The sequence below is a fragment of the Streptosporangium fragile genome, from assembly GCF_039534445.1.
GTDB classification, from domain to species: Bacteria; Actinomycetota; Actinomycetes; order Streptosporangiales; family Streptosporangiaceae; genus Streptosporangium; species Streptosporangium fragile.
Genome location: NZ_BAAAVI010000126.1, coordinates 1 through 13,199 on the forward strand (window position 1 = coordinate 1; position 13,199 = coordinate 13,199).

General features: G+C 69.6%; 13 protein-coding genes, 1 pseudogene and 1 riboswitch. Of the genes and pseudogenes, 8 read left to right on the plus strand and 6 right to left on the minus strand.

The features are described from left to right. From ABD841_RS39445 to ABD841_RS39460, 4 genes and pseudogenes are all read right to left on the minus strand, one after another. Positions 1 to 345 (minus strand): annotated as a pseudogene (locus ABD841_RS39445) (hypothetical protein); the annotation flags it as partial. A 133-nt stretch (positions 346 to 478) separates the two neighbouring features. Continuing rightward, the gene (locus ABD841_RS39450; protein WP_344982179.1) at positions 479 to 1,669 is read right to left on the minus strand and encodes a lipid-transfer protein; all 1,191 of its coding nucleotides are present in this window, start codon (positions 1,667 to 1,669) and stop codon (positions 479 to 481) included. Next, positions 1,666 to 2,178, minus strand: a complete 513-nt coding sequence (locus ABD841_RS39455; protein ID WP_344982180.1) for a Zn-ribbon domain-containing OB-fold protein — start codon at positions 2,176 to 2,178, stop codon at positions 1,666 to 1,668. Before ABD841_RS39455 ends, ABD841_RS39450 begins: the two co-directional genes overlap by 4 nt. 351 nt (positions 2,179 to 2,529) lie before the next feature. Next, complete coding sequence (locus ABD841_RS39460) at positions 2,530 to 3,333, minus strand: SAM hydrolase/SAM-dependent halogenase family protein (protein WP_344982181.1); 804 nt, start codon at positions 3,331 to 3,333, stop codon at positions 2,530 to 2,532. Positions 3,334 to 3,450: 117 nt separating this feature from the next. Here ABD841_RS39460 and ABD841_RS39465 point away from each other — a divergent pair, with 117 nt between their 5' ends. From ABD841_RS39465 to ABD841_RS39475, 3 genes are all read left to right on the plus strand, one after another. Next, entirely contained in the window at positions 3,451 to 3,756 is a 306-nt protein-coding gene (locus ABD841_RS39465; RefSeq protein WP_344982182.1) for a DUF3263 domain-containing protein, read from the plus strand. A 183-nt stretch (positions 3,757 to 3,939) separates the two neighbouring features. Further along, entirely contained in the window at positions 3,940 to 4,713 is a 774-nt protein-coding gene (gene otsB, locus ABD841_RS39470) for a trehalose-phosphatase (protein ID WP_344982190.1), read from the plus strand. Positions 4,714 to 4,945: 232 nt separating this feature from the next. Continuing rightward, the gene (locus ABD841_RS39475; RefSeq protein WP_344982183.1) at positions 4,946 to 5,545 is read left to right on the plus strand and encodes a hypothetical protein; all 600 of its coding nucleotides are present in this window, start codon (positions 4,946 to 4,948) and stop codon (positions 5,543 to 5,545) included. Here the strand turns inward: ABD841_RS39475 and ABD841_RS39480 are convergent. Continuing rightward, positions 5,523 to 6,692 (minus strand): MFS transporter, encoded by a 1,170-nt coding sequence (locus ABD841_RS39480; RefSeq protein WP_344982184.1) that lies wholly within the window; start codon positions 6,690 to 6,692, stop codon positions 5,523 to 5,525. The genes ABD841_RS39475 and ABD841_RS39480 overlap by 23 nt on opposite strands. 101 nt (positions 6,693 to 6,793) lie before the next feature. Then, a complete protein-coding gene (locus ABD841_RS39485; RefSeq protein ID WP_344982185.1) occupies positions 6,794 to 8,218 on the minus strand; it encodes an alpha,alpha-trehalose-phosphate synthase (UDP-forming) in 1,425 nt (474 codons plus the stop codon). A gap of 492 nt (positions 8,219 to 8,710) precedes the next feature. Here ABD841_RS39485 and ABD841_RS39490 point away from each other — a divergent pair, with 492 nt between their 5' ends. The 5 genes from ABD841_RS39490 (at position 8,711) to ABD841_RS39510 (ending at position 12,802) form a co-directional block, all read left to right on the plus strand. Beyond that, positions 8,711 to 9,271 carry an RNA polymerase sigma factor gene (locus ABD841_RS39490; RefSeq protein WP_344982186.1) on the plus strand — a complete coding sequence of 187 codons (561 nt, stop codon included), beginning with the start codon at positions 8,711 to 8,713 and terminating at the stop codon, positions 9,269 to 9,271. Between the two features lie 421 nt (positions 9,272 to 9,692). After that, complete coding sequence (locus ABD841_RS39495) at positions 9,693 to 10,190, plus strand: GNAT family N-acetyltransferase (protein ID WP_344982187.1); 498 nt, start codon at positions 9,693 to 9,695, stop codon at positions 10,188 to 10,190. Between the two features lie 281 nt (positions 10,191 to 10,471). Continuing rightward, positions 10,472 to 10,612, plus strand: a riboswitch (SAM riboswitch). A 14-nt stretch (positions 10,613 to 10,626) separates the two neighbouring features. Then, positions 10,627 to 11,901 (plus strand): threonine synthase, encoded by a 1,275-nt coding sequence (thrC, locus tag ABD841_RS39500; RefSeq protein ID WP_344982188.1) that lies wholly within the window; start codon positions 10,627 to 10,629, stop codon positions 11,899 to 11,901. 22 nt (positions 11,902 to 11,923) lie between these two features. Next, the gene (locus ABD841_RS39505; protein ID WP_344982189.1) at positions 11,924 to 12,199 is read left to right on the plus strand and encodes a MoaD/ThiS family protein; all 276 of its coding nucleotides are present in this window, start codon (positions 11,924 to 11,926) and stop codon (positions 12,197 to 12,199) included. Between the two features lie 402 nt (positions 12,200 to 12,601). Then, positions 12,602 to 12,802: a cold-shock protein gene (locus tag ABD841_RS39510; RefSeq protein WP_020546479.1), complete on the plus strand. Its 201-nt coding sequence runs from the start codon at positions 12,602 to 12,604 to the stop codon at positions 12,800 to 12,802. The last annotated feature ends 397 nt before the right edge of the window (positions 12,803 to 13,199 follow it).

Genomic DNA, 13,199 nt, shown 5'->3' on the forward strand with positions numbered 1-13,199 from the left:
GTCGGCGTTGACGTTGGCGGCTGCGTCGAGGTCGGCGTTCACGTTCGTGTCGAGGTTGGCGTCGGCGTCCACCTCCGCTTCCGCCTCCACCTCCGCGTCCACGTCGGCGTTGATGCCTGCGCCCACGTTCACGTCCGCTTCCGCTTCCACCTCCGCATCCGCGTCCACGTTGGCCTGCAGGCCGATGATCGTCAGGCCGCCGTTGAGGTTGAGGGCCGCGGCCAGAGCGCCGAAAAGGCTGAGGTTCGGGTCATCGCAGCACGTGCTGTCGGCGGACGCCGTACCGGTCGGGCCTACGACGGCGAGACCGGCGATTGCGGACGCGGCGAGAATGCGACGGATCATGAATTTTTCCCCCGAAGACCCTGGGTGAACGCGCCCCCGTTGACGCGCTACGCGACAGAGTGACTACAGAACGTAGTGAAAGAGTATGGCCTTGGCGTGGGCGGTGGGCCAACACTTTCGGGGCTGGTGTTCGTCAAGTAGTGGCGATGATGGCGGAACCGTGGCCGAACAACCCCTGGTTGGCGGCAAGTCCCACTCTGGCGCCGGTAATCTGCCGTGCCCCCGCGCTCCCGCGCAGCTGCCGGGTGAGCTCGCAGACCTGCGCGATGGCTTGCGCTGGGACGGCCTCGCCGAAGGAGGCGAGCCCACCGGAGGGGTTGACCGGGACACGTCCGCCCAGGGCGGTGTCCCCGGCGCGCAGCAGCTTGACCGCCTCGCCCGGCGGACAGAGCCCGATGTCCTCCATCCAGTCGAGTTCCAGTGCGGTGGACAGGTCGTAGACCTCGGCCAGTGACAGGTCCTCAGGTCCCAGGCCGGCCTCCTCGTAGGCGGCGTGGGCGATGGAGGCCCGGAAGGAACGTTTGGGGGGTGGCACGGCCGCCGTGGAGTCGGTGGCGAAGTCGGGCAGGTCGAGCACGGTGTTCGGGAAGACCGGGGTGACCGTCGAGACGGCCGCCAACCGCACCGGGCGGCGCGATCCGCCATGTCGGCGGGCGAAGTCCTCCGAGGCCAGGACCAGTGCCGCGCCGCCGTCGGAGGTGGCGCAGATGTCCATGAGCCGCAGCGGGTCGGCCACCATGGGGGAGGCGAGGACCTGCTCGGCGGTGACGGTCGCGCGGTAGCGGGCGTTCTCGTTGAGGGAGCCGGCGAGCGCGTTCTTGACCTTGACGGCGGCGAAGTCGCCGGCGGTGTCGCCGTACAGAGCCATCCGCCTGCGCGCGTACAGCGCGAAGTACGCCGGGTTGGTGGCGCCGAGCAGCCGGAACCTGAGCCAGTCCGGGTCGTCGGGGCGCTCGCCGCCCACCGGCGTGAAGAAGCCCTTGGGCGCGGAGTCGGCGCCGGCGATCAGCGCCACGTCGCAGAGCCCGGCGAGGATCCGGGTGCGGGCGATGTCGAGAGCCTGCGCTCCCGAGGCGCACGCGGCGTAGCATGAGGCGATCCGCGCGCCGTTCCAGCCCATCGCCTGCGCGAAGGTCGCGCCGGCGACGAACCCCGGGTAGCCGTTCCTGATCGTGTCGGCGCCGACCACGAACTGCACGTCGGTCCAGGACAGGTCGGCGTCGCGCAGCGCGGCTCTGATGGCCGCCACGCCGTACTCGGTGAAGGGGCGCCCCCACTTGCCCCAGGGGTGCATGCCGGCGCCCAGGATGACGACCTCTCTCATGCGACCCCCTCGCCGCGTCGCTCCGGGGCGGCGGAGGTGCCCGGGGCCCTCGTCGCGCCGGTCCCGGCCTTCGCCGTGTGGTCTGCGCCGTTCGTGTCGCCCGTGCCGGGGGCGCTCCACATCCACACCAGAGGACCGTCGGCGAGCGGGCTCGCGATCAGCTCCAGTTCCATGCCCACGTGCAGGTCGTCCACGGTGAGGCCCTTCACCTGGCCGAGCACGACGATCCCCTCGCCGGCGAGCTCCACCGCCGCGAGGGTGACCGGTTCGTAGGGATCGGCGGCCACGAACGGGGCGGGTGGCGGGTAGCAGGCGTTGGTGTAGGACCACACGGTGCCGCGCCGCGGCAGGCGTACCTGGACCAGGGTCTCGCCGTCGCAGTGCGGGTTGCGGCACGGGCCCGTGCGGGGCGGGAAGTGGACGGTTCGGCAGTCGGCGCAGCGGGTGCCGAGCAGGTGTGCGGTGCCGTCGTCCACGGTGAACCAGCCGTCGATCACCGGTGTGGTCATGAACCGATATTACACAAGCGCTTGCTAGGTGCCATCTCTGTTGCGGAAGCCGTGGCACGGAGAGCTTTCCGGGTGCCCACGCGGACGGCCGGACGAAACTCGTCCAGGCGGTCACGGCCGGGACGGCACTGGACGCGCGTGATGGGCGTGATGGCGTGATGGTTGTGATGGGCGTGATGGGCGTGATGGCGTGATGGGCGCGGTGGCCTCGTCGACGGGGGCGGGGTCCGTCATCGGGAGGCCGGCCCGCCCTCCGCTCATCGACCCGACACTTCAGTAAAAGGTCGGATACATGGAGAAATATCCTTAAGCACGTTTTGATCGTGCGCGTCACGGTACCGATCGCGCATGTCACGGTACGAGGGAGAGTCGCACGTGGGCTCCGGGCGGCAGTCCCAGCAGCTGGGAGGCGTCGCCCGAGTTGACCGCCAGGGCGATGAGCCCGGCCGAGTCGGTGAACGCCACGACCTCTCCGGGCGGCACCGCGGCGAAGGTCTCCCTGAACGGCATCGAGACCCGCCGCCGGCCCAGTGCGACCACCAGGGTGTCGCCCAGGGTGATGCCCAGCGCCGCCAGGTCGTCCGAGCCGATCGAGAGCTGCGCGTTGCCGTGGCGGTCGACCGACAGCACCTCGCCCTCGGCCGCGCCGTCACGCACCAGCGAGGTCGGCGCGGGCAGCGAGACCAGTCGCTCCACCGGGATCGCGGGCCCCAGCTCGGCCGGGGCACGCCCGGTGGCCAGGTGCGCCGCCACGGGGGCGAACAGGTCGCGCCCGTGGAAGGTCGGCGAGACCGGTCTGCGGAAGAACTCCTCGTTGGACACCTCGTAGGCCGCTCGCGCGCCCCCGCCGGTGCGGACCGCCCACGACAGCAGCCCGTTGTCCGGGCCCAGGAACACGTTGTCGCCGGCTTCGACCGCCACGGCCCTGTGCGATCCACCCCCGGGGTCCACCATGCCCACGTGCACGCCGATGGGCAGATAGGCGATCGTCTGCGCGAGGATCGCCGCCCCGCGCCGGACGTCTCCCGACGGGACCAGGTGGCACACGTCAATGATCCGCGACTCCGGAGAGATGCCCACGATGACACCATGGCAGGCGGCGACGTAGCCGTCTTCCAATCCGTAGTCGGTGAGAAGGCTGATGACAGAGGTCACACTTGGTGACTGTACGTCTCCACATCCGTGATGAACAGCATCAAAATTCCGGACTATTCTGGCGTCGGGCCGCGCGTGCGCGGCCCGGCCACCGCGTGCCCGGCTGAGGAGGAAGCGATGGACAACACTGCACCGATCCCCGGTGACAGTGCTGGCCGCGAACCGGCGTCGCGGGCCCTGACCGACAGGGAACGGGAACTGCTGGCCTTCGAGCGCCGGTGGTGGCGTTATGCGGGCGCGAAGGAGCAGGCGATCCGCGAGACTTTCGGCATCTCCGCGACCCGCTACTACCAGTTGCTCAGCGAGGTGATCGACCTGCCCGAGGCGCTCGCCCACGATCCGATGCTGGTCAAGCGCCTGCGTCGGCTCCGCGAGACGCGTCGGCGCGACCGCGCCGCCCGGAAGATGGGCTTGCGTCCCTGACCCAGGGGTACGAACCGCTGCGTCCGGGTACGACCGCTCGGGCGGTCTGTTCGCTCGGGCGGGCTCATGCGTGGGAGCGCGGGGCGCACGTGAGACGAGTGAGGCAGCGAAGCCCGGGAAGCGCCAGACGACGACGGTGGAGCCGGAAAGGGGCCGGATGATGACGGCGGTGAACGGGTGAGCATGCCCGACGGGCTGAAGGCGATCGTCGCCGACCCCGGGGGCGCGGTGATCGGGCTCGACTTCGACGGCACGCTCTCCCCGATCGTGCCGGATCCCGCGGCGGCCAGGATCCATCCCGACGGTCCCGCGGTGCTGGCGAGGCTCGGTGAACTGGTCGGCGCCGTGGTGATCGTGACCGGCCGGCCGGCCGCCACGGCGGTCGAGTACGGTTCCCTGGCCGGTGTGCCCGGCCTGGTCGTGCTCGGCCACTACGGCCTCGAACGCTGGGAGGCGGGCAGTCTCACCGCGCCCCCCGTCCACCCGGGTCTGGAGCGGGTCAAGGCAGGGCTTCCCCCGCTGGTCGCCGGGCTTGACGGCGTCAGGATCGAGGACAAGGAACGGGCCGTGGCCGTGCACACCCGGCAGGCCGCCGACCCGCAGGCGACGCTCGACGCGTTGCGTGAGCCGGTCGCCGCGCTGGCGGCCGAGGCCGGGCTGGCGGTGGAACCGGGCAAGTTCGTGCTGGAGTTGCGCCCGCCCGGGATGGACAAGGGAATGGCGCTGAGCGCCTTCCTGCGCGAGCGGGCGGCCCGGTCGGTGCTGTTCGCCGGGGACGACCTGGGAGACCTCGCAGCCTTCGCCGCCGTGCGTGCCTCCGGGCTGCCGGGAGTGACGGTGTTCAGCGGATCGTCCGAGCTCGACGTGGAGGCCGACCTCGTCGTGGACGGGCCCCCGGGGGTGCTGGGGCTCCTGGCCTCGATCGCCGACGCCGTCGAGAGCGGTCGGACCGGCTGACCGGGACGGTTCGCCGCAGGTCCTCCAGCACCCGGCCGGGGTTCCGCACCGGCCGAGGGTTCCGCACCGGCCGGAAGTTCCGTACCGGCCGGGTTCCGCACCGGTCGGAGGTTCCCTCGATGGAGGTTCCACGCCGACCGGGGTTCCGTACCTGATGGCGTCGTTCGTCGGGAATGCCGGATGCCATTGAGTGTTAAGTCATCGGCAAGTCGCGGTCGATAGCTTCGGCGGCATGAGAAAGAGCTCCGCCGTCCTCGCCGCGCTGGCCGGTGCCGCCCTGGTCGCCGTTTCGATGACCGCCCCCGCCTCCGCCGCCGGCACCTCGTCCGGCTCGGCCTCGGGAACGCAGATTCTGACCTTCCGCGGGATGTCCCTGGTGATCCCCACCAGCTGGCAGGTCTACAGCGACGCCAACCGGGTCAAGGTGATCACCGGATCGTGCGCCAAGCCCGTCGGGGGCTACTTCACGCCGAAATGCGACGCCTTCTGGATCTTCGGCCCGACGGTGATCAAGTCCGGGCACGAGGGTTTCAATCCCTACACGCCGGATCGCCCCTTCTACCCGGCGAGCGATGTGCAGCCGTGCCCCCTCAACGGCAAGTACGGCCAGGTTCTCGGCAAGGCGACCGCGACCGGTCTGCGGCAGGTGGGCGCCGGGCACAAGGCCTACTACCGCTCCTGGGCGGGCCGGTGCATCGTCGAGGGCAACGGCCGGCAGATCGCCACCTTCAACCAGCGCGAGTGGTACCTGCCCCAGTCCAAGATCCTCATCGTGGACCAGTGGAACACCCCGACCCTGGCGACCGCGCTCAAGTACGCCGACTGGAAGTGACCAACAGCCCGCCGACGGCCAGCCCGATCAGGGCCGGCACCATGAGGAACGCCTGCTGGGTGCCGAATCCGTCGGCCAGCGCGCCCAGCAGGAACGGCCCGATCCCCACCGCCAGGCCCGAGAAGATCGAGGCGATGGCCGAGGCCTGGTCGGGCCGGCCGCCGGAGGCGGCCAGCACCCGTGAGAGCGCCAGCGGGAAGTGCAGCGCGACCCCCAACCCGGACAGGGCCAGCCCCGCGTAGGAGAACACGGGGGACGAACTCAGCCAGAAGATCGCCCATCCCACGCCGGTGAGCAGCAGCGCCCCGACGAACAGCGCCGTCGGGGGCACCCGCAGGGCCAGCCACCCGCCGGCCAGCCGGCCCGCCGCCATGCCGCCGGTAAACGCGGTCAGCGCCGTCGCCGCCACCGCGGCCGACAGCCCGGTCTGGTCGGAGAACAGCTTGGCCGCCCACAGGTTGAAGCAGAATTCCATGGCCACGCAGCAGAACAGCACGGACCCGGCCAGGTAGAACCGCCAGCCGAAACGGGCTCCACCCCGGGACACGGCGTCCTGCTCTCCGTCGCCGTCGCGTTCGGGCATCCAGACGCGTCCCATGGCCAGCGCGAGCAGCACTGTCAGCAGGGGCGGCACCAGCAGCGCCGCCCGCCAGCCGAACGCGCTCTGCGCCGCCGCGCTGACCACGAACGGGACGCCGATGCCGACGATCACACAGACGGCGTTGGCCTCGCTGATCGCGGCAGGTCCCGCCGGGCCGTGGTGGTCGTCGAGCGCGGCCATGGCCGTGTACAGGGTGATCGAGGCCATTCCGCTGGCGATGCCGTACCCGAGGAGGGTGGCCGGCAGGGCGGTGGAGGCCGCCACCAGGAGCACGCCGACGTTCATCCCGGCCAGTCCGGTCCAGACGACGGCCCGGCGGCCGATCCTCCTGGTCAGCCAGGGCAGGGCGAGCCCGGTGATGATCCCGCCGACGGCCATCGCGGTGCCGTGCAGGCCGGCCACCGTCTGTGAGACCCCCTGGTCGAGGCGGAGCAGCGGGAGAACCGCGCTGAGGCCGTACAGGTAGGTGGCGAAGACACCGAGTTGCAGGTAGATCAGCCAGGTCGCGCGATCACGGTTCAGGCGGACGGGCGCGATCGCCGTCAATTGGCCCCCCGGTATGTAAGAAAGTCAAACAACTCCCAAAGTTATCCCACGGGCACGGAAACAGCCGGACGTGGTACAGGGATGGGCGAGCCCGGCGCGGCTCACATGAGGGCGTCGAGCTGGTCGGCGAACCAGCGGTGCGGGGGCAGCGCGGTGGCCGCCGCGGCCAGCAGGGCGCCCCTTCTGGCGCGCTCGGCCTCGGACATGGTCAGGCCCTCGTGCAGGGCGGCGGCCGTGGCCGAGACGTCGTAGGGGTTGACCGTCAGCGCGTGCTCGCCCAGCTCGGCCGCCGCGCCCGCCTCTCGCGACAGCACCAGCACGCTGGTGGGCGACAGGATGGGCCCCTCCTTGGCCACCAGGTTCATGCCGTCGCGGATCGGGTTGACCAGCAGCACGTCGGCCAGCCGGTAGGCGGCCAGCGAGCGCGGGTAGTCGTCGTTGACGTTGAGGATCAGCGGATCCCAGTCTTCGGTGGCGTACTCGTCCTCGATCTCCTGGGCGCAGCGCTGCACGGCCGCGGTGTACTCGCGGTATTCGGGCAGGTCGTGCCGGGACGGGTAGGCGAAGGCCAGGTGGGTCACCCGGCCGTGCCATTCCGGGTGGGTCGCGAGGAACTCCCGGTAGGCGGTCAGGCCTCGGACGATGTTCTTGGAGAGCTCGGTCCTGTCGATCCGCACGATCAGCCTGCGGTCGCCCACCTGGTCGCGGAGCGCGGCCATGTGCGACTCGACGTCGGGTTCCGAGGCCCGCGCCCACAGCGCCTTGCCGTCGACGCCCAGGCTGTGCACGCCGATCCGGGTGGTCCGGCCGGCGTACGTGACCGTGCGCTCGCCGCGGTCGACCCGGGCGCCGAGCAGCGTCTCGCAGCAGTCCATGAACGCCCCGCCCCAGCGGGCGGTCAGGAAGCCCGCGTGGTCGGCGCCCAGGATGCCTTCCAGAAGCTCGGTCCCGACGTCGTCGGGGAGCAGGCTGAAGTATTCGGGCGGGGCCCACGGGGTGTGCGAGAAATGGGCGATCCGTACGTCCGGCCGTTCGCCCCTGAGCATGGTCGGGGCGAGGCTCAGGTGGTAGTCCTGCACCAACACCCGCGCCCCGTGCGCGGCCTCCTCGGCCAGCGCCATCGCGAACGCCTCGTTGTACGTCCGGTACGACTCCCACTCCCGGCGGAACCTGGCGTCGAAGTGCGGCCGGTTGGGGGTGTCGTACAGCAGGTGGTTGACGAACCACAGGGTGGAGTTGGCGACCGCGTTGTAGGCGCGGTGGAAGGTCGCCGGGGGGATGTCGAGCATCCGCAGCGCCCCGGTGTCGTAACCCGCGTGGTCGAGCCGGCCGCCGGGCGCCTGCCGCACGGCGCTGCGGTCACCGTCGGACAGCGCCGCGCAGACCCAGAGCATGTTGAGGTCCTTGGCCACCTCGGACAGACCTGAGACCAGGCCGCCCCCGCCCCTGCGCATGGACAGGGCCCCTTCCTCGGAGAGGGTGAAGGAGACGGGGCCGCGGTTGGAGGCGACCAGGATCGCGTTCATCGGATTCCTCCAGCGTGGACTTGGGCTTCAGCCCCAGGGGGAAACGCGTGACGGTGACACACCGTGTTTGGACGGTACCGATCGTCCGGTAGGGAGAGCCAAGCTGCCGGGCCTACCGCCGGGCCGGTGGGATGTGGTGCCTGTGCAGGCTATGTCGGACCCCGCCTGGGTTCGTCCCGGGGGGCGATCGCCGGTGAAGCGGGAACCCGACCCGTGAGGACCGGAATCCCGCGGCTTCAGTCGTGGGGAGGAGGTCAATCAATCCCCCAGCCTAAGAGACACGCTTGCCCTGAAGATTAACCGGGACCCCGCCGGGATGCCCTGTTCTTCCGGACAGGAAGAACGGCGTTCATCGGGTCACGTCAGCTCTTGTCAGCGGCCCGATGAGCATCTACGGGTTCCGTATCATTTCCGGCACCTGGCGACAGGTCGGCAACCGCGTCCCCCGACCGTAGGATGTCCTGCGACCGTGACCGCTGATGGGGGCTCGCAATGGCGCTGGACGAGACGACCGAGGACCTGGGCCGCGCGGCCGCCCAAGGCGACCACCGCGCGCTCGGCGAACTGTTGAAGCGGATCGAGCCCGACGTTTTCCGCCACTGTCACCGGATCCTCCCCTACCGGCAGGACGCCGAGGAGGCCTGCCAGGACACCCTCCTGGCAGTGGCGCGCAATATCAGCCGTTTCGAGGGGCGTGCCCGGTTCAGCACCTGGCTGCACATCGTGACGGCCAACTGCGCCAGGACCACCTACCGCTCGCTGAAGCGGCGCGCCGCCGAGCAGAGCTCGGACGAGCTGCCGCTGCAGCGCCCCGACGTCGCCCGGGTGAGCGTGATCGCCGGTTCCCGGCTGGACCTGCTCGACGCGATGGAGGCGCTGGAGGCCGACAAGCCCGAACTGGCCCAGGCGCTGGTGCTGCGCGACATCTGCCAGCTCGACTACAGCGAGGTGGCCGAGCAGCTGGGCATCCCCCTGGGCACCGCCAAGTCCCGCATCCACCAGGCGCGCAAGTACGTGCAGGGGGCGCTGGGCGACGCCTACGGGCTGTTCTGACCCCGCCCGCGGTGTTCCGGCCGCGCCACGGGTTCCCGGTCGTACCCGCGGGGCATGCCGACGTGTGAGGTCTCCGTCCGGCCCACGGCGTCCGGCGGGTGGTGCGCGTCTCCGCAACAGGGCTCGGCGCCACTCTTCGGGCCGATGTTCCGCAAACCGCCGACCCCGGGCGGCGGCTTCGCCGCTCGGCTCAGCTCCCGTATTTCGGGCGTGCGCGGCGCTGCCCGCCTGTTACCCTTGGCCGCGGTACCAATCGGGTACCACTGACGAAACCTCATCAGGAGAGCCGTAGCCCTTCCGGGACTACCCCACACGCCGTACCGGCGTGTGGTTTCCGCATTCAGCCGCGGCATTCTCCTGTTGTTGTTTCGTCGACACGTGAACTACCTGTCGCGGCTCTGACCTCGAACGAGGAGTTCACATGTCTGTTCGTCTCCTTCCCGCGACGGCGACTCATCTCGAGGCGTACGTCCGCGATCCCGGTGAGCTCGCCGAGCTTCTCGGCACCTCGCTGCCCGAGGGCTGGCCCGAGTTCCCGCAGGCCATCTCGTTCACTCTGGACCTGTTGCGTCAGCGACCGGACGAGGGCGAGTGGTGGATGTACTTCTTCCTCGACTCCGCAAGCGGTGACCTGGTCGGTTCCGGGGGCTACAAGGGCGCCCCCGTCGACGGCGCCGTGGAAATCGGCTACGAGATCGCGCCGGGGTTCCGCCGCCGCGGCCTCGGTGGCGCCGCCGCGGACGCGCTCGTCGCCCGCGCTTTCCAGCACGGAGAGGTCACCCGTGTGACCGCGCACACTCTGGCGGGTGACGCTGCTTCCGGTGGGGTGCTCCGCAACGCCGGATTCAGCGTCGACGCCCGGATCGAGGATCCCGAGCACGGCGCGGTCGAACGGTGGGTCCGCACCCGGGCGGAGTGACGGTCCGCGAGCTGACCGACTGGTGTGAGAGGCGCCGTGTTCCTCCGGTTCTCGTCGTGGATGCGGCGAGCTTGATGAGGTAGCTCGTTCATCGGTGTTCTCCTGCCGTGGCTCGTGCTCGTCCGTATGGACGACTCGGCCGCGGCGGGAGTCGCCGCCGCAACGGCAATCTGTCCGCCAGGTAACACGTTGTGTCTTGAATCGTGAGACGGGTGGTCAGGGTCCCCGCGCGGCGGGGTAGAGTGCAGGAGACCTGCCCGTCAGGTCCAAAACTGAATATTTGCTCATCCAGAGGGGTGGAGGGACCGGCCCTGCGAAGCCCCGGCAACCCTCCCGGTTCAAGACTCGTGATCTGACGAGGTCGGCCGGGACAGGTGCCAATTCCGGTCTGCGGCCAGGGTGGTCGCAGACGAAGATGAGGGAAAGGCCTCGCTTCATGGTGCTTGTGACCGCTGAGAACACCACCGCTTTCGCTCCCGCTCAGGACTTCGGACCGGCCGTCGCCCTGTCCTGCCGCGAGTGTGGTGCCCGCTACGACCTCGGCCCCAGCTTCGCCTGTATCGAGTGTTTCGGGCCCCTTGAGATCGCCTACGAGTTCGGCCGCGTGACCCGGGCTCAGATCGCCGAGGGGCCGACCAACATCTGGCGTTACCGCGCCCTGCTGCCCGTCCCGGCGGACGTGGCAGACAAGCCGAACATGGCCCCCGGCTGGACCAAGCTGGTCAGGGCCGACAACCTCGCCCGCGAGCTGGGCATCCGCTCGCTGCACGTCAAGGACGACTCCGGCAACCCCACGCACTCCTTCAAGGACCGCGTGGTGGCCATCGCCGTCGAGGCGGCCCGCAACTTCGGCTTCCACACCCTCTCCTGCTCCTCCACCGGCAACCTGGCGGGTGCCGTCACCGCCGCCGCCGCCCGCGCCGGGCTGGACGCGTGCGTGTTCATCCCCGCGAACCTGGAGGAGGCCAAGATCGTCATGGCCTCGGTGTACGGCGGCAAGCTCGTCGGCATCGAGGGGACCTACGACGACGTCAACCGCTTCTGCTCGGAGCTGATCGGCGACGAGCTGGGCGACCGCTGGGGCTTCGTCAACGTGAACCTGCGGCCCTACTACGCCGAGGGTTCCAAGACCCTGGCGTACGAGATCGCCGAGCAGCTCGGCTGGCGCATCCCGGACCAGGTCATCGTCCCGGTCGCCTCCGGCTCCCAGCTCACGAAGATCGACAAGGGCTTCAAGGAGCTGATCGCCCTCGGCCTGGTCGAGGAGAAGCCGTACAAGATCTTCGCGGCCCAGGCCGAGGGGTGCTCCCCGGTCTCGGCCGCCTACAAGGCGGGCCACGATGTGATCCGCCCGGTCAAGCCGGACACGATCGCCAAGTCGCTGGCGATCGGCAACCCGGCCGACGGCCCCTACGTCCTGGACATCGCCCGCCGCACCGGCGGGGCGGTCGAGGACGTCACCGACGCCGAGATCGTCGAGGCGATCCGCCTGCTGGCCAGGACCGAGGGCATCTTCGCCGAGACCGCCGGCGGTGTCACCGTCGGCGTCCTGCGCAAGCTGGTCGCCTCCGGGGTCCTGGACCCCGAGGCGGAGACCGTGGTCCTCAACACCGGCGACGGCCTGAAGACCCTCGACGCGGTGGCCGGCGAGGCGCGCCCCACCGCCGTCATTCGGCCTTCTCTTGACGCATTCCGTACGGCTATCGCCTGAAAATCGTGAAAGGTATTGAACTATGAGCGTTTCTGTACGGATTCCGACGATTCTCCGGACTTACACCGGGGGCGCCGCCGAGGTGAACGCGGAGGGCGAGACCCTTCGTGACGTTCTCCAGAAGCTGGACGCCGACTTCCCGGGGATCGGGGCGCGTATTCTCGACGACACCGGTAAGATCAGGCGTTTCGTGAACGTCTACGTCGGTGACGAGGACGTCCGCTTCGCCGACAACCTCGACACCGCCACTCCCGCGGGCGTGCAGGTCTCCATCATCCCGGCGGTCGCCGGAGGCTGACCCGCGCGCCGGACGCCCGCGCGCCCCGTGCCGTCCCGGTTCCGTTCCGGGAGGGGGCCACTCCCGCGGCCCCCGCGCCGGCGCCCGTCCCGCCCGACCCATCCGACCTCACCCGACACCCGCCCGGCTCTGCCTGGGCGGGTGTCGTGCTTTGAGACGTAAGCTCATATTTGTGACAGCGGAAAATAATGTAATCTTTGACTAACTAATTGTGATAGTCAAACTCTCCTCGCGCACTAAATGGGTCCGTAAAGAGGTAGTTTGTTGGTTGACTCTGTTGCCCAACCACGTCCCACAGGTATGGTCGAGGACGATCGACGTAGGCGATGTCTCCGCCTCGGAGATTGAGGACTTCGCGAGAGGAATGGGCGTCGTCCTCAAGCCCAGTAAGAGGAGTCGCAAGTGGCGCAGGGCACCGTCAAATGGTTCAACGCGGACAAGGGCTACGGCTTCATCGCGGTAGACGGTGGTAAGGATGTGTTCGTCCATTACTCCGCAATCCTGATGGACGGCTACCGCTCGCTCGAACAGGGCCAGCGGGTCGAGTTCGAGATCACCCAAGGCCAGAAGGGCCCCCAGGCGGAATCCGTCCGGGCGGTCTGACGTAGCCGTTCCGTGAATTCGGCGGAAAGATTCGGTGGATCCGGCGGCAGCGCAGTCCGCTGGAGCCGTCGTGCCCGGCCCGGTTCACCCTCTTGGCGGGTGGGCCGGGCCTCCGCTTCCGGCCGACGCAGGTCACGGGACCGCGGCTTGCACTCGACAGGGTAGAGTGCTAGACAGATGGTTGGCACTCACGGTTCGAGAGTGCCAACCCTGGATCGAGGCGATGGGGCCTGCCGAACGGAGTCGTGGGCCCACATGCCGTCGCGGGCGTCGACTCGGTCCGGTGCAAGCCACCCTGTCTTTGGGAGGTCTAGCCGTATGGCAGCCAAGATGATCTCGTTTAACGAGGACGCCCGGCGCGGTCTCGAGCGCGGTATGAACCAGCTTGCGGACGCCG

What these genes read in the sequence shown, in the direction of transcription:
- thrC (WP_344982188.1), top strand. Translation starts at nt 10,627, where the DNA reads ATGGTGCTTGTGACCGCTGAGAACACCACCGCTTTCGCTCCCGCTCAG.
- ABD841_RS39455 (WP_344982180.1), bottom strand. Translation starts at nt 2,178, where the DNA reads ATGACCACACCGGTGATCGACGGCTGGTTCACCGTGGACGACGGCACC.
- ABD841_RS39475 (WP_344982183.1), top strand. Translation starts at nt 4,946, where the DNA reads ATGAGAAAGAGCTCCGCCGTCCTCGCCGCGCTGGCCGGTGCCGCCCTG.
- otsB (WP_344982190.1), top strand. Translation starts at nt 3,940, where the DNA reads ATGCCCGACGGGCTGAAGGCGATCGTCGCCGACCCCGGGGGCGCGGTG.
- ABD841_RS39490 (WP_344982186.1), top strand. Translation starts at nt 8,711, where the DNA reads ATGGCGCTGGACGAGACGACCGAGGACCTGGGCCGCGCGGCCGCCCAA.
- ABD841_RS39505 (WP_344982189.1), top strand. Translation starts at nt 11,924, where the DNA reads ATGAGCGTTTCTGTACGGATTCCGACGATTCTCCGGACTTACACCGGG.
- ABD841_RS39465 (WP_344982182.1), top strand. Translation starts at nt 3,451, where the DNA reads ATGGACAACACTGCACCGATCCCCGGTGACAGTGCTGGCCGCGAACCG.
- ABD841_RS39450 (WP_344982179.1), bottom strand. Translation starts at nt 1,669, where the DNA reads ATGAGAGAGGTCGTCATCCTGGGCGCCGGCATGCACCCCTGGGGCAAG.
- ABD841_RS39485 (WP_344982185.1), bottom strand. Translation starts at nt 8,218, where the DNA reads ATGAACGCGATCCTGGTCGCCTCCAACCGCGGCCCCGTCTCCTTCACC.
- ABD841_RS39495 (WP_344982187.1), top strand. Translation starts at nt 9,693, where the DNA reads ATGTCTGTTCGTCTCCTTCCCGCGACGGCGACTCATCTCGAGGCGTAC.